This window comes from Nonomuraea aridisoli, assembly GCF_003236395.1.
Taxonomy (GTDB): domain Bacteria; phylum Actinomycetota; class Actinomycetes; order Streptosporangiales; family Streptosporangiaceae; genus Nonomuraea; species Nonomuraea aridisoli.
Genome location: NZ_POUD01000162.1, coordinates 1 through 20964 on the forward strand (window position 1 = coordinate 1; position 20964 = coordinate 20964).

A 20964-nucleotide genomic window follows, 5' to 3' on the forward strand; every position below is an offset into this window, starting at 1 on the left:
TAGCGGAGGGGTTTGGGGCCGTGGAGGCGGACCTTCGGGTCGATCATGGCCTGGGTGCGGCCCGGCTGGGGCAGCGCCGGGTCGATGACCGGCTCGGGCTCCCCCGCCGCCACGATCCGCCGTGCCAGCCGCTCGCGCAGCTCCGCCGCGAGCTCCGTGTGCGACGGGTGGCCCGCGAGGTTGACCAGTTCGTACGGGTCGTGGTCCAGGTCGTAGAGGGCCTGCTCGCGGTAGCGCAGGGCGGTCGGCTGGTCCCAGGGGTCGGCGTCCTCGGCCACGGCGTAGTACTTCCACCGCGCCGTACGGATGCCGCGCCCCACCTCCGACTCGCTCACCTGGAAGAACACCTCCTCCGGCCAGTCGGCGCGGGAGTCGCGCACCAGCGGCAGGAACGAGCGCCCCTGCATCGAGTCCGGGACGGGCAGCCCGGCCGCCGCCAGCAGGGTCGGCGGCAGGTCGAGCGTGCTGACCGGCCGCGAGATCGCCCCGCCTCCGTCGAACCCGGGCCCGCGCAGCGCCAGCGGCACCCGCAGCGAAGCGTCGTGGCACGAGCGCTTGTACTCGCCGTTGCGGGTCTTGAAGTGGTTGCCGTGGTCGGAGGTGTACGCGACGATCGTGTCGTCCAGCAGGTCCATGCTGCGCAGCGCGTCGAGCAGCCGGCCTAGCCCCTCGTCCAGGCGCGCGATCTGGCCGAGATAGCCCGCCATGTGCTGGTGCGCCGTACCGCCGAGGGCGGCCAGGTCCGGCGGCATCCACCGCCCCCGATAGCGCTCCTCGTAGCCGTCGGGCGCCGGGTAGTCGTCCACCTCGTTCTGGTGGTGCGGCTCCAGCAGCGACAGGAACAGGTAGAACGGCTCGTCCGCGTGGTCGGCGACGAACCGCACGGCCGCGTCGAAGAGCGCGTCCGACCGGTAACCGGGCAGCAGCACGGGGTCGTTCGCCTCGTCGAAGACGATCGTGCGGTACGCGTCCGAGGTGTGCTCCAGCGTGTTGGCGGCCAGCCACGACCGGTAGCCGCCGCGCTCGTCCTCGGGGACGGGATCGCCACTGCCCAGGTGCCACTTGCCGATGTAACCGGTGGCGTAGCCGGCCGCGCCGAAGTGGTGCGCCAGCGTGCGCTCCTCGCGGGGCAGGACGCGGCCGTTGCGGTGCACGCCCGCCGTGGTCGCGTAGCGGCCCGTCTGCAGGGCCGCGCGGGCGGGCGCGCACACCGGCTGCGGGGTGATCGCTACCGTGGCCTGCGTGCCGTTTCTGGCCATTCTGTCGAGGTTCGGAGTGAAGGGGCCGACGGTGTCCCACCGCTGCTGGTCGGTGAAGACGACGATCACGTTCGGGCGCAACAGAAAATCTCCCATCGAGCTGACTATTTGAGACCGGTCAGTGCGATCCCGCGGACGAAGTATCTCTGGGTCAGGACGAACAGCACGGCGGTGGGCACGAAGAGGATCACCGACCCGGCGGCCGTGAGGTGCCACAGCGTGAAGTACTCCTGGTTGAACAGCGTGAGCCCGACCGGGATGGTCCGCATCTCGGGCGTGCTCGTGGCGACCAGCGGCCACAGGAACTCGTTCCACTGGAAGACGAACGTGAACAGCGCCAGCACCGCCAGCGCCGGGCGGGTCTGCGGCAGGATCACCCGCCGGTAGATGGCCAGCTCGGAGGCCCCGTCGATGCGGGCGGCGCTGATCAGGTCGTCGGGGATCGGCTGGATGAACTGCCGCATCAGGAAGATCCCGAACGCGTCCATGAGGAACGGCGTGATGAGCCCCTGGTACGTGTCCAGCCACCCCATGTTGGCCATCAGCACGTACAACGGGATCATCCGCACGAAGAACGGCACCATCAGTGTGGCCAGCAGCGCCACGAAGAGGGTGTTGCGCAGCGGGAACCGGAACTTCGCGAAGACGTACCCGACGAGCGGGTCGAAGATCAGGTGCGCCAGCGTGATGGCCCCGGCCACGACCAGGCTGTTGACGATGAAGTTGCCGAACGGCGCGCGGGTGAACAACTCAGCGTAGTTGCCCCACTGCGGCGACTCGGGCCAGATCACGGCGTCGGGCGACAACGTCTCGGCCTCGGTCTGCAACGACAGCGAGACCATGTACAGCAGCGGCAGCACGGTCACCAGCGACGCCAGCGCCAGCAGCCCGTAGAGCAGCGATTTGCGCACCATCAGTACGTGACCTCCCCGCGCCGCCCGGCCCGCAGCTGGATCACCGTGAACGCGACGATCACGATCAGCAGCAGCACCGACTGAGCCGAGGAGTAGCCGAAGTCCCTGGTGCGGAAGGCGACGTTGAAGATGTGGAAGACCAGCAGGTCGGTGGCGTCACCCGGCCCGCCGTTGGTGATGATGTACGCCTGCCCGAACGCCTGCAGCCCCGAGATGACCGCCATCACCGACACGAACAGCGTGGTCGGCGCCAGCAGCGGCAGCGTGATCCGCCAGAACCGCCGCCAGGCGTCCGCCCCGTCGATCTTGGCCGCCTCGTAGTACGTCTCGGGGATGCCCTGCAGCCCGGCCAGGAAGAGCACCATCGTGTAACCCACGCTCTGCCACAGCGTGACGGCGGCGATCGTGAGCAGCGGCGCGGTGTTGAGCCACTGCTGCCCGGGCAGCCCGGCCGCCATCAGCACCCGGTTGAGGATGCCGAGCTCCGGGTCGAGGATGTTGCGCCAGAGCAGCCCCACGATCGCCACGGACGTCAGGTACGGCACCAGCAGCAGCACCCGGAACACCACCCGGCCCCTGAGCGGCTGGTCGAGCGCCAGCGCCAGGGCCAGCCCGAGCACGATCGACCCGATCACCTCGGCCACGGCGAACGTCAGGGTGACCAGGAACGAGTGCGCCACGGCCGGGTCGGCCAGCGCCTGGGCGTAGTTGCCGAACCCGGCCCACTGGTCGGCCTGCGGGCCGGTGCGCAGGCTGGTCGCCACCACGTTGCCGATCGGCAGGTAGAACATGAAAGCGAAGAAGAGGATCGCCGGCAGCAGGAAGAGGTAGGCGGTCCTCGCGTACCGTCCGGAGAGCGTGGACGGCCTCAGGCGAGGCATCCTCATTTGAGGAAGCCCTCCGCCGCCTTGGCGAACGCCTCGAGCGCCTCGGCGGCGGGCTCGTTCTGGATGATCACCTGCTGGTACATCAGCTTGAGCTGCTCCTCCCACCTGCCGAGCTGGCCGGTCAGGCGCACTTCCTGGGTGGAGTCCTCGGCGATGGGCAGCGCGTCGGCGAAGGCCTTGATCTGCTCGTGCTGCTGCACCTCGGGCAGTCGCGTCCAGGAGACGCGGGGCATGAGCATGCCGGTCTCCTTGGTGGCGGCCTGCTCCACCTCCAGGGCGGTGATGCGTTTGATGAAGTCCCACGACAGCTCGGGTCTGCTCGCCGTGGCGGGCACGAACATGCTGACGCCGGCGGCCTGCGTGGCGTGCACCTTGTTCTTCAGCGGGGCGGCGATGCCGAGCTCGAGGTCGGGGGCGGTCTTCGTGATCGGGTCGAGGTCCCAGGGGCCGGTGAAGATCATCGCGGCGCGCTTGGCGGAGAAGAGCTTCTGCGGGCCCGAGTAGACCGTGCTCGACACCGGCACGGGCGCCGCCTTGTGCTTGTGGATCAGGTCGGCCTGGAACTGCATGGCGGCGATCGCGTCCGCCCTCGGCTCCATGATCGCGCCGGTCTCGCGGTTGTACGGGGTGACGCCGGCCTGCGCCAGCCAGGGGTGGACGTAGGTGTAGTCCTGGTTGAGCGCGGCGCCGTACACGCCGTCCTTGGTGAGCGCGCGGGCCGCGTCGAGGAACTCCTCCCAGGTGGTGGGCACCTCCAGCCCCGCGTCCCTGAGCATGGCCTTGTTGTAGAGCAGGGTGTTGCAGGTCAGGTGGAGCTGCACGCCGTACACCTTGCCCTGGTAGGAGTTGCGCTCGACGGTGATCGGCTGCCAGTCGGACGGGAAGCCCATCGCCTCGCCGTCGCGGTCGACGAAGTCCTGCAGCGAACGGGCGTTGCCGGAGATGGCGAACTCCTGCACCCACCCGCCGGGCTCCTCCACCAGGTCCGGCACGGTGCCGGAGGCGAAGTCGGCCAGCAGCCGGGTGCGCAGGTCGGGCCACTGGTACTTCTGCAGGTTGACCTTGACCTTGTTGGCCTGCTCGAACTCGGCGATCACCTTGCGGTAGGCCTGGTAGTCGTGGCCGGCGTTCCAGTAGACGGTGAACGTCCCCGGCGCGGCGCTGCTCTGCGTGGTCGGCGCACCCGCGCAGGCGGACAGGACCGGCACGGCGGCGGCCGCTCCGGCCAGGCGGAACATGTCACGGCGGGAGAGCCGGGCAGGGCGTGAGGGGTGGGGAGACATCTCGATTTCCCTTCTAGGACGAGCCTCGCCGGATGAGGGTCCAGGAGCGGACGATCTCGCGGGCGGGAAGCGGCTCCTCGGCCTGGAGGCGGTCGAAGAGCAGGCTGACGACGTCGGTGTAGTCGTGCCGGAGCGGGCCGACGGTGCTGAGCTGGGGCTGGGTGATGAGACCTTCGTCGATGTTGCCGACGCCGACGATCGCGACGTCGCCGGGCACGCTCAGCCCGAGGTCCCTGGCCGCCCAGATCGCGCTGATCGCGGCCCGGTCGGAGGCGGCGAAGATCGCCTCAGGGCGTTCGGGTGAGCTGAGCAGGTCGGTCGCGGTCTGGTACGCCGTCACGCGGTCGTCGGCTCCCGCGGTGACGATCCGCTGGGCCACGCCGTGCCGCTCCAGGGCGGTGGTGTAGCCGAGCAGGCGGCCGGTGGGCCTGTCGCGGTAGACCTCGTGCCGGTGTCCCATGAACGCGATGCGCCGCCGTCCCCCGGCCAGCAGGTGCTCGACCGCCTCGGCGGACGCCGCCACCTCCGGGGTGCGGACGACGTCGCAGCCTTCGACCCCGCTGTCGTTGCTCAGCACCACCATCGGCAGTCCCGTGGCGGCCAGCCCGGCGAGCAGGTCGTGGGCGAGGTGGTCGCCGACCACGTTGATCAGCGCGCCGTCGGCGATGCCGCCGCGCAGCACGTCGATGGCGGCCTTGGCGCGGGCCTCGTTGTAGACGGCGAGCGTGACCACGGAGTAGCCCCGCGCGTCGGCCATCTCGTGCAGGTCGGTGGCCAGCCGCTGGTCGGTGGGGACGCCGCCGAGCGTGCTGAGCACCAGGCCGATCCGCTGGGTGCGGCGCTTGCGCAGGCTCCTGGCCGCCTGGTTGGGGGTGTAGCCGAGCTGCCTGGCGGCGTCGAGCACCCGCTTCCTGGTCTCGGCGGCCACGGGACGGTCCCGGCCGCTGAGCACGTAGGAGACGGTCGCCACCGACACGTTCGCCAGTTCGGCCACTTGTCGCGCTGTTGGTCTCATGTTAGTCGAATAACCTAGCATTCCCTACTGGGATATGGGGAAAATTCCCGGCGTTGATCTCGGCCGGCGAACAGGAGCATGAAGGATCTTCACGTCGTCACCCTGGATGGGTGTTAATCGATTAACACACCATAGATCTCACTCCAGGGCGGAGCAATAGGTGAGCCGTCCCCGTTTTCGCCCCTCCGGCAGGGCTTGTACCGAACGCCGGGCGTAGGCTGTTGTGATCCAATGGCTTTCACGGGGAGTCAGCGGGAGGCCATCGGCGGCTGGTTGCTGCGCCTCCACCCCCCGACCTGCTCCGGCTGCCGGCGGCCCGGCCCCGTTGCCGCGCGACGGCGCCCGCACGGGCACGACGGACGCGGCGCGCACCACCCCGGGATGTTCGCGGAAGGGGGACCGCGATGACGCGGTTGACTGTCAACGGCACACCCATGGAGGCCGTCTCCGACCCCGGCACGCCGCTGCTCGACGTGTTGCGCGGCGAGATGGGCCTGACCGGCACCCGCTTCGGGTGCGGGCTGGAGGCGTGCGGGGCGTGTTTCGTGCTGCTCGACGGGCGGCCGGTGGCCTCCTGCACCACCCCGCTGTCGGTCGCCGAAGGGCGTGACGTGGTGACGATCGAGGGGCTCGCTCCGGGGGACGAGCTCCATCCGGTGCAGCGGGCGATCCTGGACGAGCAGGCCGGGCAGTGCGGCTTCTGCCTGTCGGGGATCATGGTCAGCGCCGCCGCCCTGCTGGCCCGCGATCCGCACCCCGACGAGGAGGCCGTGGTGGCCGCGCTCGACCGCAACCTGTGCCGGTGCGGCGTCCACCGCCGCGTGGTCCGCGCGGTGCTCAAGGCGGCCGGGGAGGTGACCCGATGAGCGAGCGACTGGCGGAACGCGTCTCGATCGGCCCCGACGGCGTGATCTGCGTGATCGCCGGCAAGGTGGAGCTCGGCCAGGGAGTGCTCACGGCGCTGGCCCAGATCGCCGCCGACGCGCTCGGCGCGGACCTGGCACAGGTGCGGATGGTCGCCGCCCGTACCGACGGAGGGCCCGACGAGGGGCTCACGGCGGGCAGCCTGTCGATCCAGCGCGCGGGCCCGCCGCTGCGCGAGGCGTGCGCGCGCGTCCGCGCCGCCTGCGCCGCCGAGGCCGCCCGCCGCTGGGGCGTCTCCCCCGGCGAGGTGACGGTACGGCGGGGCGAGTTCCGCGCGGGCGACCTGACCGCGACGTACGCCGACCTCGCCAAGGCCGTCGACCTCCCCGCCGAGGAGGCGCCCGCCGATGCCGGGACCGAGCAGAACGTGTACGTCGGCACCAGCGTGCCCCGGCTGGACCTGCCCGACAAGGTGGCCGGGCGGCCCCGCTTCATCCACGACCTGCGCCTGCCCGGCCAGCTCCACGGCCGCGTCCTGCGCCCGCCCTCCCCCGGCGCGCGGCTGGCACGGCTGTCGCCGCCGCCGCAGGACCTGCGCGTCGTCCGCGACGGCTCCTTCCTGGGCGTGCTGGGCGAGTCGGAGGCCGAGGCCGACCGGGCGCTCGGCCGGCTGCGCCGGCTGGCCGAGTGGGACGAGCGTGACACGCTGCCCGACGAGAACGACCTCGACACGTTCCTGCGGGCGGGGCCGCACGAGACGATCCCGGTGCGCGTCGCGGACGGCGAGCCGCCGGAGGGGCAGGTGATCGAGGCGACCTACAGCAGGCCGTTCCTGGCCCACGCCTCGATCGCGCCGAGCTGCGCCGCCGCCCGCTGGAACGCCGACGGCACGCTGGAGGTCTGGACCCACTCCCAGGGCGTCTACCTGCTGCGCCGCGCGCTTGCCGAGGTGCTCGGCCTGGACCACGACCGCGTCGCGGTGCGCCACGTCGAGGGCGCCGGCTGCTACGGCCACAACGGCGCCGACGACGTGGCGCTCGACGCCGCCCTGCTGGCCCGCGCGTCCGGCGGTAGGCCGGTGCACGTGCGGTGGAGCCGGGCCGACGAGCTGACGTGGGCGCCGTTCGGCTCAGCCATGTCGGCGGACGTGTCGGCCGTGGTGGACGAGGCCGGGTCGGTGCGTTCGTGGCAGTACGACGTGTGGAGCCAGGGCCACATCAGCCGCCCCACCTACGGCGGCCGGCCGGGCCTGCTCGCCGGCGCCCACCTGGAGCGGCCATGGACGTACGGGGCGCCCACCGACCCGCCGCCGCAGGCCGGATGGGGGTCGGCGCGCAACGCCGATCCGATCTACGACTTCCCGCGCGCCCAGGTCACCGGCCATCGCCTGACGGAGACGCCGATCCGCTCGTCGGCGCTGCGCTCGCTCGGGGCGTTCATGAACGTCTTCGCCATCGAGTCGTTCATGGACGAGCTGGCCCTGGCCGCCGGGCGCGACCCGCTGGAGTACCGGCTTGACCACCTGAGCGACCCGCGCGCCCGTGAGGTGCTGCGGCGGGCCGCCGACGCGGCCGGCTGGGGGCGGCCGGGGCTCGGCATCGGGTTCGCCCGCTACAAGGGGTTCGGCGCCTACTGCGCCGCCGTCGCGGAGATCGAGGCCGAGCAGGACGTGCGCGTGCGCCGGCTGACCCTCGCGGTGGACGTCGGCCAGGTCATCAACCCCGACGGCGTGCGCAACCAGATCGAGGGCGGCGCCGTGCAGGCGACGAGCTGGACGCTGAAGGAACGCGTGCGCTTCGACCGGCGCGCGATCACCAGCCGCGACTGGGAGAGCTACCCGATCCTGCGCTTCAGCGAGACGCCGGAGGTCGCGGTGGAGTTGGTCGAGCACCCGGACACGCCGCCGGTGGGCTCGGGCGAGGCGGCCCAGGGCCCGGTGGCGGCCGCGATCGCCAACGCCGTCGCCGCCTCGATCGAGGTCCGCGTCCGCGACCTGCCCATCACCCGGGACGCCATCATCCGCGCCATCGGCTGACCGCCTCCGGGGCGTCAGCGTGGCGTCCTGATCCTTCGATCACTCTCCGTTACCTTGCGAGGGAGATGGGGGGATCTGTTGTGAATGGTTCGGCATGGGGCGGGCGTCTTCCCCGCCGGTCGGTCATCGGGATGTTCGCCGCGCTGGGGGCCGCCCCGGTGCTGGGCGGCGCCCGGGCGAGCGCCGCGGCGCGGCCGTCCTGGACGGTGTTGCGGGCGCGGCCCGCGCGCGTCGACCTGGGCCGGCGCACCGTGGCCACCTGGGCCTACGACGACGTCGTGCCCGGTCGCCTCATCCGGGCCACGGCGGGCGGCGCCGTGCGCGCGCGGCTGGTCAACGACCTGCCCGCGCCGACGACCGTGCACTGGCACGGCATCAGGATCGCGTTCCCGATGGACGGGGCTCCGGGCTTCAGCCAGGAGGCCACCCGGCCCGGGGAGACGTTCGACTACGCGTTCACCGTGCCGGACGCGGGGACGTACTTCTACCACTCGCACGTCGGCATGCAGAACGACCGCGGCCTGTACGGCGCGCTGATCGTGGAGGACCCGCACGAGCCGCTCCGCTACGACGAGGAGTACACCGTCGTGCTCGACGACTGGCTCGACGGCGTCAACGGCACCCCCGACGACGAGCTGCGCCGGCTGAACGCCTCCTCCGAGCACGACGACAACATCCGCAGCGCCGCGCTGGGCGGCGTGGCGGGCGAGACGCTCTATCCGTACTACCTGGTCAACGGGCGCAGGCCGAGCGCGCCGGTGACGTTCTCGGCCCGGCCGGGCGCGCGGGCCAGGTTCAGGGTGATCAACGCGGCCGCCGACACCGCGTTCCGCTTCGCGATCGGCGGCCACCGGCTGACGGTCACCCACACCGACGGGTTCCCGTGCGCGCCCGTCACCGTGGACACCGTCATGATCGGCATGGGCGAGCGCTACGACGTCCTCGTCACGCTGGAGGACGGCGCGTTCCCGCTGGTGGCGGTGGCGGAGGGCAAGCGCGCGCGGGCGTTCGCCGTGGTGCGCACGTCGCCGCGGGCCGCCGCGCCGACGCCGGGCGCCCGGGTGCCGCAGCTCAGCGGGCGGATGCTGACCTACGGCGATCTGAACGCCCGCCGCGAGGACCAGCTGCCCACCGCGACGAAGAGCGTCCGGGTGAGGCTCGGCATGCGGCCGTCCGGGAACGAGTGGACGCTCAACGGCCGCCTCGCGAACGACCCGCTGCGGCTGCGCGTGGACGAGGGCGAGACGCTGCGGATCATCATGGAGAACGAGTCGCCCATGTGGCACCCGATGCACCTGCACGGCCACACCTTCCAGGTGCGCGGGCGGACGGGCCGGCGGGGGCCGCGCAAGGACACCGTGAACATCCTGCCGCGCGAACGGCTGCGCATCGACGTGCACGCCGACAACCCCGGCGAGTGGATGTTCCACTGCCACAACCTGTACCACCAGGAGCAGGGCATGATGGGCGTCCTCGGCTACGGCCCGCAGCGCCGCGATCTGCGCATGACCCACAACTCGAGCGACGCGCACGGTCACGTCGACCGGCACAAACGCGGCGACCGGACCGACGGGCGCGGGCAGGAGAAGGGGCGCCGGCGCCGCCATGGCGGTCACTGACTCTCGGGGTGGGTTGACGGGGGCGGGCGTGTCGCTTACGTTTCCGGCGATCGACGAAACTTATCGTCACACTGCCGAAATTTTCGGAGGCGCCCTGTGTTACGTGGAGTTCTCGCCCTCACCCTCCTCGGCCTGCCGGCGGTGAACCCGGCCGCCGGCCCGCCCGCCATAGTGCCCGCCGTCACCGTGAACGAGCGCGTCAGGCACCAGGAGATCGACGGTTTCGGCATCTCCCAGGCCTTCCGCCGCAACGAGCTGCTCGAAGCGCTGCCGCGGGAGCGGCAGCGCGAGGTCCTCGACCTGTGGTTCGACCGCGACAAGGGGGCGGGGCTCAGCATCCTGCGCCTCGGCATCGGCTCCTCACCCGCCGGCAGCCCGTACGACCACATGGTCTCGATCCAGCCCGAGGACCCGGGCGGCCCGGACGCGCCGCCGAGGTACGTCTGGGACGGCGACGACAACAGCCAGGTCTGGGTCGCCAAGGAGGCCCAGCGGTACGGCGTGAAGCGGTTCTTCGCCGACGCCTGGAGCGCCCCCGGCTACATGAAGGACAACGGCGACGACAAGAACGGCGGCACGCTCAAGCCCGAGTGGCGGCAGGCGTACGCGAACTACCTGGTCGCCTACACGAGGTTCTACGCCAGGGAAGGCATCAAGATCACGGACCTGGGCTTCACGAACGAGCCCGACTACACGGCCTCGTACGCCTCGATGCGGTTCACCCCGGAGCAGGCCGCCGAGTTCGTCAAGGTGCTCGGGCCGGTCGCCAAGGGCATGAAGGTGACCTGCTGCGACTCCTTCGGCTGGAACGAGGCCAAGGCGTACACGGCGGCGATCGAGGCCGACCCCGAGGCGCGCCGCTGGGTCAAGGTGCACACCGGCCACACGTACGCGAGCCCGGTGGACGGCCCGCTGCCGACGGACAGGAAGACCTGGATGTCGGAGTGGAACCCCAACGGCACCACCTGGAACGAGGCCTGGGACGACGGCAGCGGCTACGACGGCTTCACGATCGCGCAGGCCGTGCACGACGCGCTCACGCTGGGCGACGTCAGCGCCTACGTCTACTGGCTGGGCGGTTCGGCCGGCGCGACGCGGGCGCTGCTGCAGCTCGACGACCAGGCGCGGACCTACCGCGTCTCGAAGCGGCTGTGGGCGCTGGCCGGCTACAGCCGGTTCGTCCGGCCCGGCGCGGTGCGGCTGGAGGCGCGGGCGGCCGACCCGGCGCTGAAGGTCTCGGCGTTCCGCAACCCGGACGGCTCCCGCGTGGTCGTGGCGCTCAACACCGGCACCGCGCCGATCACGTGGCAGGGCGTGCACGGCCGGGCCACCGCGTACGTCACCGACGAGGACGACTCCATGACCCCGTCGCCGGTCAAGGGGCGCACGGTGACGCTGCCGCCGCGCGCGCTCACCACGATCGTCGTCGGATGACGGCACCGGGCCGGGCCCAGGACGGGCCCGGCCCGGGGTCGTCAGCCCCACACCTCGCGGGCGGTCTCGGCGATCAGCGCGAGCTTGGCGAACTGCTGGTCCTCGGTCAACTGGTTGCCCTCGACCGTGGAGGAGAAGCCGCACTGCGGCGACAGGCAGAGCTGGTCGAGGTCGACGTACTTGGCCGCCTCGTCGATGCGCCGCTTGAGCGTGTCCTTCGACTCCAGCTCGCCGCGCTTGGTCGTGACCAGGCCGAGCACGACCATCTTGCCCTTCGGCACGAACCGCAGCGGCTCGAAGCCACCCGAGCGCTCGTCGTCGTACTCCAGGAAGAAGCCGTCCACCTTAAGCTCGTTGAACAGCGCCTCGGCGACGAAGTCGTAGCCGCCGGAGGCGGCCCAGGAGGAGCGGAAGTTGCCGCGGCACATGTGCGTGGTGATCGTCATGCCGGCCGGCTTGGCGGCGAGCGCGGCGTTGATCTGCTTGATGTAGCGCAGGTGCATGTGCTCGGCGTCGTCGCCGCGCCCGGCGAGCTCCGCCCGCTGCGCCGGGTCGTTGAGGTAGGCCAGGCTGGTGTCGTCGAACTGCAGGTACGTGCAGCCCAGCGCGCCGATCCTGCGCACCTGCTCGGCGTAGGCGGCGCTCAGGTCGTGCCAGAACTCCTCGACGTCGGGGTAGACGCCCGGGTCGATGGAGGCCGGGCCGCCCCGGTAGTGGACCATGCTCGGGGACGGGATGGTCAGCTTCGGCACGGCCGTGGTGACCGTGTCCCGCAGGAACGCGAAGTCGTCGGCGAAGATCGGCTCGGTCAGCCTGATCCGGTCGTGCACCCGCAGCGCGGCCGGGGTGAACTCGATGTCGCCCTGCTCGTTGTGGAAGCGCACGGTGATGCGCTCGTCGTCGGCCTGGCCGATGCCGCCGAGCCGGTAGATGAAGTCCATGTGCCAGGACGCCCGGCGGAACTCACCGTCGGTCGCGCTCTGCAGGCCGACCTCCTCCTGCCGGCGCACCACCTGTCTGATCGCCGCGTCCTCGGCCTCGCGCAGGGCGTCGCCGGTGAGGGTCTCGCGGGCGCGCAGCAGCGCGGACGGGCGGAGGAGGCTGCCGACGTGATCGGCGCGGAAGGGCGGTGACGTACGCATGGACGATCATCCTCCGTAGAGCTTCCTGAGCGGGGCCTTGAGCAATTTGCCGGCCGCGTTCTTGGGCAGTTCAGCCACGAATTCAAGATATTTCGGGATCTTGTAGCGGGCCAGGCGGCCGTCCAGGTGCTTGAGCACCTCGTCCGCGCCGGCCGTGGCCCCCGGTCTGAGCACCACCAGGGCCTTGCCGACCTCGCCCCACCGGCCGTCGGGCACGCCGATCACCGCGCACTCGGCCACCGCGGGGTGCTCGTAGAGCGCGCTCTCGACCTCGGCGGGATAGACGTTCTCGCCGCCGGAGATGATCACATCGGTGATCCGGTCGGAGATGCGCACGTAGCCGTCCTCGTCGGCGACGCCGACGTCGCCGGAGCGGAACCAGCCGTCCGGCGACAGCACCTTCGCGGTCTCCTCGGGGCGCCGCCAGTAGCCGGGCATGACGTTGGGGCCCTGGACGTACACCTCTCCAGGCTCGCCGGGGGCGGCGGGAGAGCCGTCGGGGGCGACCAGCCGGACGTCGGAGAAGAAGCACGGCACCCCGGCCGACCCCGCCTTGGCGACCGAGTGCTCGGCGGCCAGGAACAGCGCGCCGGGGGACGTCTCGGTCATGCCGTACCCCTGCAGGAACGTCAGCCCGCGCTCCTGGTACGCGCGGATCAGCGGCTCGGGCACCGGCGCGCCCCCGCACAGCAGGTGCCGCAGACTCGACAGATCGGCCCGCGCCCAGCGCGGCGACTGCGCGAGGAACGCGAACATCGACGGCACCCCGAACATCACCGTCACGCGCTCGGCCTCGATGAGGTCGAAGGTGCGCGCCACGTCGAACGACGGCTCGAGGATCGCCCGCCCGCCCTTGAGCACGGTCGGGATCAGCGTCTGGGCCAGCGCCGCGATGTGGAACATGGGCGCGCTGATCAGCGTCACCTCGTCGTGCGCGAGCGGCACGTCCACCAGCAGGTTGACGGTGTTCCAGGTCAGGTTGCCGTGGGTGAGCATGGCGCCCTTGGGGCGGCCGGTCGTGCCGGAGGTGTACATGATCAGGCAGACGTCGTCGTGGCCCACGGGCTCGTCGATCGGCTCGGGCGAGCCCGCGGCGATCAGCTCCTCGTAGCCGCCGGCCGTCAGGTGCCGGCCGGGCAGGCCGTCGCCGTCGCGCTCCTCGCCCAGCACGAGCACCGCCGCCTCGGCGTCCTCGAGGATGAAGCGCAGCTCGGGCACGGCCAGCCGGGTGTTGAGCGGCACGAACACCGCTCCCAGCAGCCCCGCCGCGAAGAACGTCTCGACCAGCGCGGGCTGGTTCGCGCCCAGGAACGCGACCCGGTCGCCGCGCCCGACACCGTGCCCGACACCGTGCCCGACACCGTGCCCGACGCCGAGCCGGGAGGCCAGCCGGTAGACCCGGTCGCGCAGCTCACGGTAGGTGTGGTGCCGCCCGGCGTACGTGATCGCGACCCGGTCCGGAGTCATGCGCGCCCTGCGTGCCGGCCACGAGCCAATCCCCTGATTCCGCATCGGCACTCCTTGACGGTCAGGCCCTCAAGCTAGATCGCGTTCATCCGTTCGTCCAGGTTTCATCGGGTACGGCGTCGAGGAGCCGGGCCACCACCTCGACGGCCTCCGGACGGAACCGCTCGTGCAGCGTGTGGCAGACCCGCTGGGCCTTCTCGGCGGGCCAGTCGTCCGGCAGGTAGCGCAGCGGCAGCCGCGGGTCGGCCCTGATGATCTGCAGCCAGCCGGTGAGCAGCAGCAACGATCGGGCCAGGTCGTCGGGCGCTTCCGGCGCCGGGTCGGCGCGGTCCCACGTGCGCAGGAAGTCGCGGTAGCGGGCGCCGAGGCCGGCCAGGTCGTAGGCGTCGGCGACCACGGCGTGCATGTCGGTCGGCGGGCGCGGCTCGGCGGCGAAGACCTTCACGCCGTCGCCGAGACCGGCGGTCAGGCCCGTGGCGTCGACCTCGCCGGGAGCGATCCACAGGCCGTTGCGCAGCGGCGCGAACCCGGCCCAGACCAGCCGGGAGCGCAGCTCGTGCCGCTCGCGCTGCCAGGACTCGGGCAGCGAGAAGCCGATGAGCGTCCAGCGGTCCTCGTCGGTGTCGTTGACCACGCCGCTGCGCCAGATGCGGCGCTCGCCGTCCCTGAGCACGTCGGTGCTGGCCGGGGTGAGGCCGAAGTACATCCGGCGGCCCGCGCGGGTGCGGCGCAGCAGCCCGCGCCGGACCATGCGGGTCAGCGTCGAGCGGGTGGCCTCCTCCGAGATCCCCACCCGGGCGAACGCGTCGATGAACGTCCGCGACGCGACGCAGATGCCGCGGCCGTACACGTGGTCGCCGAGGAAGGTCAGAATCACCGATTGGGGCCGCACGCGGCCCTCCTCCCCGAAGTTGGGCACAGTATTGACAGCCGTAATGTACCTGCCTACATTCGGGGGGCCACGCGAGGGAGCCGCCGCCGTCTGCGAGGAGCGAGCGACCGGAGTGACCTGGACAAAGCGGCGGGTCCTCAAGCGACCGCGCCGCATCACGCAGTGACTCCAGGAGGTCCTGATGCGCAGGCTTCTTCCGTCCCTCGCCGCTCTCCTGCTGGCGCTGACCGCGTGCGCCGGTGACGGCGGTGGCGGTGGTGGTGGTGGCGGATCCGGCGCGCAGGACCCGATCAGGGTGGGCCTCATCGTCTCGCTGACCGGCAACTACACGCCGCTCGGCAGCGAGGACAAGAAGGCCGTGGAGCTCGCCGTAGAGCAGGTCAACGCGCAGGGCGGGCTGCTCGGCCGCCAGGTGGAGCTGATCACGCGCGACGACAAGACGGCCCCCGACCAGGGCATCGTGGCCTACAACCAGATCAAGGGCGAGATCGACGCGCTGATCGGGCCGGTCTTCTCCAACGCGGCGCTGGCGGTCGAGCCGCTGGCGCAGCGCGACCGGATGCCGTACCTGTCGCTGGCTCCGGCGCAGGAGCAAGTCGAGCCGATCAAGTCGTACATCTTCGTCACGCCCGCCCTGTCCAGCATGTACGCCGAGCGCTACCTGCAGTACATCCAGGCCGAGGGCATCAAGACCGTCGCGGTGGCGTGGGACTCCAAGAGCGCCTACTCGGTCTCCGGGCACGAGTCGATGGTCGAGCTCGCCCCGAAGTACGGCGTGACGATCGCCGTGGACGAGCCGTACGAGACGACCACCTCCGACTTCAGCGCCCTGTTCCAGCACGTGCGCGACTCCCGGGCCGAGGCGCTGGTGTTCTGGGGCTCGGGCGCGCCGGGCGTGACTGCGGCCAAGCAGTACGTGGCCTCCGGGCTGGAGACGCCGCTCTTCCTGACCGGCTCGCAGGCCAGCACGTTGTGGCTGGAGCCGATGGGCGCGGACGCCGAGGGCATGATCGTGCAGAGCGCCATCGGCGTGGTCGGCGAGCACCTGCCGGACGGCCGGCAGAAGGAGGTCATCGAGCAGATGGCCGGGCCGTTCGAGCAGAAGCACGGCTACCCGCCGCCGCAGTTCGCCCAGGACGGCTACAGCGCGAGCCTGCTGCTGTTCGAGGCCATCAGGAAGGCCGGCAGCACCGACAAGACGAAGATCCAGCAGGCGTTGGAGACCATGGACCTGATCACGCCGAACGGCCGCTTCCGCTACTCCCCCACCGACCACTCCGGCCTGTCCCCCGAGTACATCTCGATCAACACCGTCGAGAACGGCACGTTCGTGCCCACCGAGTGGGCCAAGGAGCAGCTGGCGAAGACCGTCGCCGAGGCAGGGTGAGGCGTGCTGACGGTCACCGGGGTCTCCCGTTCCTTCGGCGGCGTCTACGCCGTCCGCGACGTGTCGCTGTCGGTCGCGGACGGCGAGGTCTGCGGCGTCATCGGCCCGAACGGCGCCGGCAAGTCCACCCTGTTCAACCTCATCACCGGTCACCTGGCGGCCGACCGCGGCCAGATCTCCTTCCTCGGCCGGCGGGTCGACCGGCTCGCCCCGCACCGGCGGGCCAGGCTCGGCATGTCGATCGTCTTCCAGGCGGCCCGGGTGTTCCGCGGCATGACCGTCCGCGAGAACGTCATGGTCGGCATGCACGGCCGTACGAGCGCCGGGTTCGTCTCGGCGGCGCTGCGGCTGCCGCGGCACCGGCGCGACGAGCGCGAGATCGCCGCCGAGGCCGAGCGCGCCCTCGGCCGCGTGGGCCTGGCCGAGTGGGCCGACCGGCCCGCCGACCGGCTGCCGATCGGCCAGCAGCGGGCGCTGCAGCTGGCCCGCGCCCTGTGCGCGCGGCCCCGGCTGCTGCTGCTCGACGAGCCGGCCTCGGGGCTGCGCGGCGAGGAACGCGAGCGGCTCGCGGCACTGGTCGAGGAGTTGCGCGCCGACGGGCTGACGATCCTGCTCATCGAGCACGACGTGGCCTTCGTGACCCGCCTGGCCGACCGCGTCGTGGTGCTCGACCTCGGTCAGGTCATCGCCGACGGCCCGCCCGCCGAGGTGCGCGCCGACCCGCTGGTGCTCGCCGCCTACCTCGGGCAGGCGTCATGATCGACGTCCAGGACCTGGTGGTCTCGTACGGCACCGCGACCGCGCTGGAGCACGTCACGCTCACCGTCGCCGAGGGCGAGATGGTCGCCCTGCTCGGCCCGAACGGCGCCGGCAAGTCCACGCTCGCGGGCGCCCTGGCCGGGCTGCTCGAACCCGCGTCGGGCACCGTCCGTGTCCGCGGGCGGCTGGCGCTGATCCCTGAAGGACGCCAGCTCTTCCCCGACCTGTCGGTGGCCGACAACCTGGCGCTCGGCGGCTGGCGCTCCGGCCGCCGCGACCCCGCTCTCGTCTACGACCTGCTGCCCCGCCTCGCCGAGCTGGCCGGGCGCAAGGCGGGCGTGTTGTCGGGCGGCGAGCAGCAGATGGTGGCCTTCGGCCGGGCGATGATGTCGGAGCCCGACGCGCTCGTGGTCGACGAGCTCTCACTGGGCCTGGCCCCCAACGTGACCGCCGACCTGGCCGCCCACCTGGCGGAGCTGAACCGCTCACGCGGCCTGACCGTGCTGCTCATCGAGCAGAACGCGCGCCTGGCGTTCGACCTGTGCGACCGGGCTTACGTGCTGGAGTCCGGGCGGCTGGTGACCGAGGGGCCGTGCGCGGAGCTGGCCGGCGACCCGCGGGTGGCCAGCGCGTACCTGGGAGGCGCGATCTCATGAGCGCGTTCCTGACGTATCTGCTCAACGGGCTGGCGGTGGGGTGCGCGATCGCGCTGATCGCCAGCGGCCTGGTCGTCATCCACCGGGTCACCGGCGTGGTCAACTTCGCGCAGGGCACGTTCGCCGTGGTCGCCGGGCTCTGCGTGTCGTCGCTGCTCGGGCTCGGGATTCCGCACGGCGTGAGCGAACTGGCCGCGGTCACGGTGGCGGCGTTCGCGGGGCTGCTGGCCGGGGTGGCGGCGATCGGCAGACGCGGCACCACGCCGCTGTCGTCGCTCATCGTGACGCTGGGCGTGGGCGTGCTCGCGTACGCCGTCGAGATCGTGTTGTGGGGCGACCAGCCGCGGTCGGCGCCCGGGCTCGCGGGCTCGGTGACGCTGGCGGGGGCGCGCGTCCAGACCCAGCACCTGCTGGTGATCGGGGTGACGGCGGCCACGTTCGTGCTGCTCGCGCTCTTCTTCGGGCGCACCTACCTGGGCAAGGCGCTGACGGCGTGCGCCTCCAACCCGTACGCCGCCCGCGTCGTCGGCATCGACGTGCGGCGGATGGGGCTGCTGGCGTTCGCGCTCGGCGGGCTGCTCGGCGGGCTGGCCGGGGTGCTGGTGACGCCGCTGCGGCCGATCTCGTTCGACACCGACGTCACGCTCATCGTCAACGGCTTCGCCGCGGCGGTCTTCGGGGCGCTCACCCGGCCCGTGGTCACGCTCGCCGGCGCGCTGCTGCTGGGCGTCGCCGAGACCATGGCCGCGGGCTACGGCTACGGCTCCCATCAGCTGGAGGTGGCACTGGGCCTCATGATCGTCGTCATGATCGTCCAGGCGAGCCGCCGCTCGACGCTCTCCCAGGAGGTCACGTGATCGGGCGGATCGCGGTGGCGGTCGTGGCCGTCGTGACGCTCGCGCTGCCCGCGCTGCTGGACGACAGCGCGCTGGCCGTCTACATCCTGCTGGGCCTGGCCGCGATGGTCACCGTCGGGGTGTCGCTGCTCATGGGGTACGCCGGGCAGGTCTCCCTGGGGCAGGGCGCCTTCTACGGCATCGGGGCGTACACGGCCGCGCTGCTCGCGCTCGGCGGGGTGCCGCCGCTGGCCGGGCTGGTCGCCGCGCCCGTGGTCGCCGCCGTGTCGGCGCTGGTCATCGGCACGCCGCTGCTGCGGCTGCGCGGTCACCACCTGGCGTTCGCGACCCTGGCCGTGCAGCTCATCCTGCTGTCGGTGGCGGGGCAGCTGGAGTTCACCGGCGGCGACATCGGGCTGCAGGGCATCCCGCAGTTCGGCGTCGGCTCGTGGGAGGCGGGCGGCGCGGCGGCGTACGCGTACCTGACGTGGGGCGGGCTCGCGCTGGTGATGCTGGTGACGCGGAACGTCATCACCTCCCGGCCCGGCCGGGCCCTGCGCGCGCTGGCCACCAGCGAGACCGCCGCCGCCTCCTCCGGCATCCCCGTCGGGCGGTACAAGCTCGTGGTCTTCGCCCTGTCGGCGGCCTTCGCCGGGCTGGCCGGCGGCATCTACTGCTTCTACACCGGTTACGTCGCGCCCGGCTCCTTCCCGGTGCTCATCTCGATCCAGTACATCGTCATGGCCGTGGTGGGCGGGCTCGGCACGATCTGGGGCGCCGTCGTGGGGGCCGCCGCCATCACGCTGCTGGTGCAGGGGCTGGACGGCCTGGCCACGCTGCCGGGCATGCCGTCGTACGCGCCGACCGTGCTGTCGTACGCGGTGTACGCGCTCGTGCTGATCGGCATGGTGCTCTTCATGCCCCAGGGCCTGGTGCCCGCCCTCACCCGCAGACGGAGGCGCCTGAACACCCGCGCGTGAACACCGGTCGTCACCCTGGGTCCTCCAGCGTCGGGACCACCGGGGACAGGAACGGGTCAGCGTGCTCGGTCACCTCGCCCCGTGCCATGCGGAAGACGCGGACCTCCTCGTCGCTCTCGTCGTCCAGGACGTAGAGCAGCCCGAAGGAGCCGGGGGCGATCTCGCCCACCCGGGCGAAGAGGCCGATGATCTCCTGGCCCCAGGCGCCGCGGCGGTTGGGGTTGCCCGCCAGGTGCAGGAACGGGGTGCCGTTCATCCAGCGCAGGTCGAGCAGGCCGTAGTCGCCCAGCCGCGCGAGCCGCTCCTGGATCTCCTCGATCTGGCGCGTCAGCCGGGCCGGGTCCTCCTCGGGGCCGGCCGTGTCGCGGATGGTCACCCACCCGTGGTACTCGAACACGCGCCTCAGGCTAACGCTGATCCGATTGTTCCCTTGAGGCCCTTGTGATTCAGTTCCGATCATTTTCGATCGGTGCTGCTCCGGAATCGGTGAAATCACCGGCTTCACAAGGGGCCCTTTCAGTCATGACATCCGCGGGTAACACTGGACGGCGTGTCCCCTGTCGATCGCGTACCCGTGCTGCGCGGCCGCGGCGAGGAGGAGCGCGCCCTGCGGCGCCTGCTCGACGGCGCGTCGGCCGGCTCCGGCGGGGCTCTGGTGCTGGCGGGTCCGCCCGGCATGGGAAAGACGGCGCTGCTCGACCTGGCCGCCGCCTCCCCCGGTTTCCGCGTGCTGCGCGTGTCGGGCGTGGAGCCGGAGTCGTGCCTGCCGTACTCCGGCCTGCACGCCCTCCTGCACCCGATCGCGGCGTCCGTACGGCTGCCCGATGCCCAGGCCGGCGCTCTGGCCGCGGCGCTGGAGTCCGGTGCCGCCACCGGTGGGCTGGCGCTGCCCGCCGCCGTGCTCGGCCTGCTGGCGGCGGTGGCCGCCGACCGGCCGGTGCTGGCCTGCGTCGACGACGCCGACCTGCTGGATCCGGGCAGCCGCGAGGTGCTGTCGTTCGCGGCCCGGCGGCTGTCGGGCAAGCCGGTGGCGCTGGTGTTCGCGGCCCGTTCGCCGGGCCGCGACCTGGCGGGTCTGCCCGTCCGCGTGCTGGAGGGGCTGGACGCGGCCGCCGTCCGCGAGCTGGCCGGCGACCTCGCGCCGGGCAAGGTCGCCGAGGACCTGCTGGCGGCGGTCGACCAGATCGCCCGCGGCAACCCTCTCGCGCTGGCCGAGCTGATCGGCGCGCTCACCCCGGATCAGCTGGCCGGCCTGGCCGCCCCGCCTGTCGCGCCGCCCCGGGACGGGCGGCTGTGGCGGGCGCACGCCGACCGCCTGGCCGCGTTGCCCGCGCGGACCCGCCGGCTCCTGCTGCTCGTCGCCGCCGACCCCGGCGTGGAGGCCGAGGCCCTGATCCGCGCCGCCCACCCGGCCTGCGCCCTCACCGCCCTCGAACCGGCCGAACACGCCGGCCTGCTGCGCTGCGCCGGCGACCGCTACGACTTCCCCGACCCCGCCGTGCGCGCCGTCGCCTACCACGGCGCCTCCCTCCTCC

19 protein-coding genes are annotated in these 20964 nt (G+C 72.1%); 10 read left to right on the top strand and 9 right to left on the bottom strand.

The genetic code is table 11. From position 1 onward, the window contains the following. From C1J01_RS30540 to C1J01_RS30560, 5 genes are all read right to left on the bottom strand, one after another. Positions 1-1355 (bottom strand): sulfatase family protein (locus C1J01_RS30540; protein WP_111182450.1); only part of this gene is annotated, 1355 nt, incomplete at its 3' end. A gap of 8 nt (positions 1356-1363) precedes the next feature. Continuing rightward, positions 1364-2173 (bottom strand): carbohydrate ABC transporter permease, encoded by an 810-nt coding sequence (locus C1J01_RS30545; RefSeq protein WP_111182435.1) that lies wholly within the window; start codon positions 2171-2173, stop codon positions 1364-1366. Then, entirely contained in the window at positions 2173-3060 is an 888-nt protein-coding gene (locus tag C1J01_RS30550; RefSeq protein ID WP_111182436.1) for a carbohydrate ABC transporter permease, read from the bottom strand. Before C1J01_RS30550 ends, C1J01_RS30545 begins: the two co-directional genes overlap by 1 nt. Further along, entirely contained in the window at positions 3057-4343 is a 1287-nt protein-coding gene (locus C1J01_RS30555) for an ABC transporter substrate-binding protein (protein ID WP_220040176.1), read from the bottom strand. Before C1J01_RS30555 ends, C1J01_RS30550 begins: the two co-directional genes overlap by 4 nt. Positions 4344-4356: 13 nt before the next feature. Next, complete coding sequence (locus C1J01_RS30560; RefSeq protein WP_111182438.1) at positions 4357-5358, bottom strand: LacI family DNA-binding transcriptional regulator; 1002 nt, start codon at positions 5356-5358, stop codon at positions 4357-4359. 404 nt (positions 5359-5762) lie between these two features. On the opposite strand from C1J01_RS30560, the gene C1J01_RS30565 reads away from it, so the two are divergent. The 4 genes from C1J01_RS30565 to C1J01_RS30580 all read left to right on the top strand — a co-directional run bounded on the left by C1J01_RS30565 (position 5763) and on the right by C1J01_RS30580 (position 11310). Next, positions 5763-6224 (top strand): (2Fe-2S)-binding protein, encoded by a 462-nt coding sequence (locus tag C1J01_RS30565; RefSeq protein ID WP_111182439.1) that lies wholly within the window; start codon positions 5763-5765, stop codon positions 6222-6224. Further along, entirely contained in the window at positions 6221-8257 is a 2037-nt protein-coding gene (locus C1J01_RS30570) for a xanthine dehydrogenase family protein molybdopterin-binding subunit (protein WP_111182440.1), read from the top strand. The genes C1J01_RS30565 and C1J01_RS30570 overlap by 4 nt, the downstream gene beginning before the upstream one ends. An 80-nt stretch (positions 8258-8337) precedes the next feature. Next, positions 8338-9876, top strand: coding sequence for a multicopper oxidase family protein (locus tag C1J01_RS30575; RefSeq protein ID WP_220040177.1), 1539 nt, complete (start codon positions 8338-8340; stop codon positions 9874-9876). A 96-nt stretch (positions 9877-9972) separates the two neighbouring features. After that, the gene (locus C1J01_RS30580; protein WP_111182442.1) at positions 9973-11310 is read left to right on the top strand and encodes a glycoside hydrolase family 30 protein; all 1338 of its coding nucleotides are present in this window, start codon (positions 9973-9975) and stop codon (positions 11308-11310) included. Between the two features lie 41 nt (positions 11311-11351). Here C1J01_RS30580 and C1J01_RS30585 read toward each other — a convergent pair whose 3' ends face one another. From C1J01_RS30585 to C1J01_RS30595, 3 genes are all read right to left on the bottom strand, one after another. After that, a complete protein-coding gene (locus C1J01_RS30585; protein ID WP_111182443.1) occupies positions 11352-12452 on the bottom strand; it encodes a 5-methyltetrahydropteroyltriglutamate--homocysteine S-methyltransferase in 1101 nt (366 codons plus the stop codon). Between the two features lie 6 nt (positions 12453-12458). Further along, positions 12459-13919: an acyl-CoA synthetase gene (locus C1J01_RS30590; protein WP_235854769.1), complete on the bottom strand. Its 1461-nt coding sequence runs from the start codon at positions 13917-13919 to the stop codon at positions 12459-12461. Positions 13920-14004: 85 nt separating this feature from the next. Continuing rightward, positions 14005-14811, bottom strand: a complete 807-nt coding sequence (locus C1J01_RS30595; RefSeq protein WP_111182451.1) for a PaaX family transcriptional regulator — start codon at positions 14809-14811, stop codon at positions 14005-14007. A 181-nt stretch (positions 14812-14992) separates the two neighbouring features. Here C1J01_RS30595 and C1J01_RS30600 point away from each other — a divergent pair, with 181 nt between their 5' ends. From C1J01_RS30600 to C1J01_RS30620, 5 genes are read left to right on the top strand one after another with little or no spacing between them, the layout of a single operon-like run. Further along, entirely contained in the window at positions 14993-16198 is a 1206-nt protein-coding gene (locus C1J01_RS30600) for an ABC transporter substrate-binding protein (protein ID WP_111182445.1), read from the top strand. A 3-nt stretch (positions 16199-16201) separates the two neighbouring features. After that, on the top strand, positions 16202-16957 hold the full coding sequence (locus C1J01_RS30605; protein ID WP_111182446.1) for an ABC transporter ATP-binding protein: 756 nt from the start codon (positions 16202-16204) through the stop codon (positions 16955-16957). After that, positions 16954-17613, top strand: a complete 660-nt coding sequence (locus C1J01_RS30610) for an ABC transporter ATP-binding protein (protein WP_111182447.1) — start codon at positions 16954-16956, stop codon at positions 17611-17613. The genes C1J01_RS30605 and C1J01_RS30610 overlap by 4 nt, the downstream gene beginning before the upstream one ends. Then, positions 17610-18470 (top strand): branched-chain amino acid ABC transporter permease, encoded by an 861-nt coding sequence (locus tag C1J01_RS30615; RefSeq protein ID WP_111182448.1) that lies wholly within the window; start codon positions 17610-17612, stop codon positions 18468-18470. Before C1J01_RS30610 ends, C1J01_RS30615 begins: the two co-directional genes overlap by 4 nt. Then, a complete protein-coding gene (locus C1J01_RS30620) occupies positions 18467-19429 on the top strand; it encodes a branched-chain amino acid ABC transporter permease (RefSeq protein ID WP_220040178.1) in 963 nt (320 codons plus the stop codon). Before C1J01_RS30615 ends, C1J01_RS30620 begins: the two co-directional genes overlap by 4 nt. Before the next feature lie 10 nt (positions 19430-19439). On the opposite strand, the gene C1J01_RS30625 is transcribed toward C1J01_RS30620, so the two are convergent. Then, positions 19440-19826 carry an Imm7 family immunity protein gene (locus C1J01_RS30625; RefSeq protein WP_111182449.1) on the bottom strand — a complete coding sequence of 129 codons (387 nt, stop codon included), beginning with the start codon at positions 19824-19826 and terminating at the stop codon, positions 19440-19442. Between the two features lie 153 nt (positions 19827-19979). Between C1J01_RS30625 and C1J01_RS30630 the strand changes: the two genes are divergently transcribed. After that, on the top strand, positions 19980-20964 hold a 985-nt coding region (locus tag C1J01_RS30630), incomplete at its 3' end, for an AAA family ATPase (RefSeq protein ID WP_146615779.1).

What these genes read in the sequence shown, in the direction of transcription:
- C1J01_RS30560 (WP_111182438.1), bottom strand. Translation starts at nt 5,358, where the DNA reads ATGAGACCAACAGCGCGACAAGTGGCCGAACTGGCGAACGTGTCGGTG.
- C1J01_RS30610 (WP_111182447.1), top strand. Translation starts at nt 16,954, where the DNA reads ATGATCGACGTCCAGGACCTGGTGGTCTCGTACGGCACCGCGACCGCG.
- C1J01_RS30565 (WP_111182439.1), top strand. Translation starts at nt 5,763, where the DNA reads ATGACGCGGTTGACTGTCAACGGCACACCCATGGAGGCCGTCTCCGAC.
- C1J01_RS30590 (WP_235854769.1), bottom strand. Translation starts at nt 13,919, where the DNA reads ATGACTCCGGACCGGGTCGCGATCACGTACGCCGGGCGGCACCACACC.
- C1J01_RS30550 (WP_111182436.1), bottom strand. Translation starts at nt 3,060, where the DNA reads ATGAGGATGCCTCGCCTGAGGCCGTCCACGCTCTCCGGACGGTACGCG.
- C1J01_RS30615 (WP_111182448.1), top strand. Translation starts at nt 17,610, where the DNA reads ATGAGCGCGTTCCTGACGTATCTGCTCAACGGGCTGGCGGTGGGGTGC.
- C1J01_RS30545 (WP_111182435.1), bottom strand. Translation starts at nt 2,173, where the DNA reads ATGGTGCGCAAATCGCTGCTCTACGGGCTGCTGGCGCTGGCGTCGCTG.
- C1J01_RS30570 (WP_111182440.1), top strand. Translation starts at nt 6,221, where the DNA reads ATGAGCGAGCGACTGGCGGAACGCGTCTCGATCGGCCCCGACGGCGTG.
- C1J01_RS30585 (WP_111182443.1), bottom strand. Translation starts at nt 12,452, where the DNA reads ATGCGTACGTCACCGCCCTTCCGCGCCGATCACGTCGGCAGCCTCCTC.
- C1J01_RS30600 (WP_111182445.1), top strand. Translation starts at nt 14,993, where the DNA reads ATGCGCAGGCTTCTTCCGTCCCTCGCCGCTCTCCTGCTGGCGCTGACC.
- C1J01_RS30555 (WP_220040176.1), bottom strand. Translation starts at nt 4,343, where the DNA reads ATGTCTCCCCACCCCTCACGCCCTGCCCGGCTCTCCCGCCGTGACATG.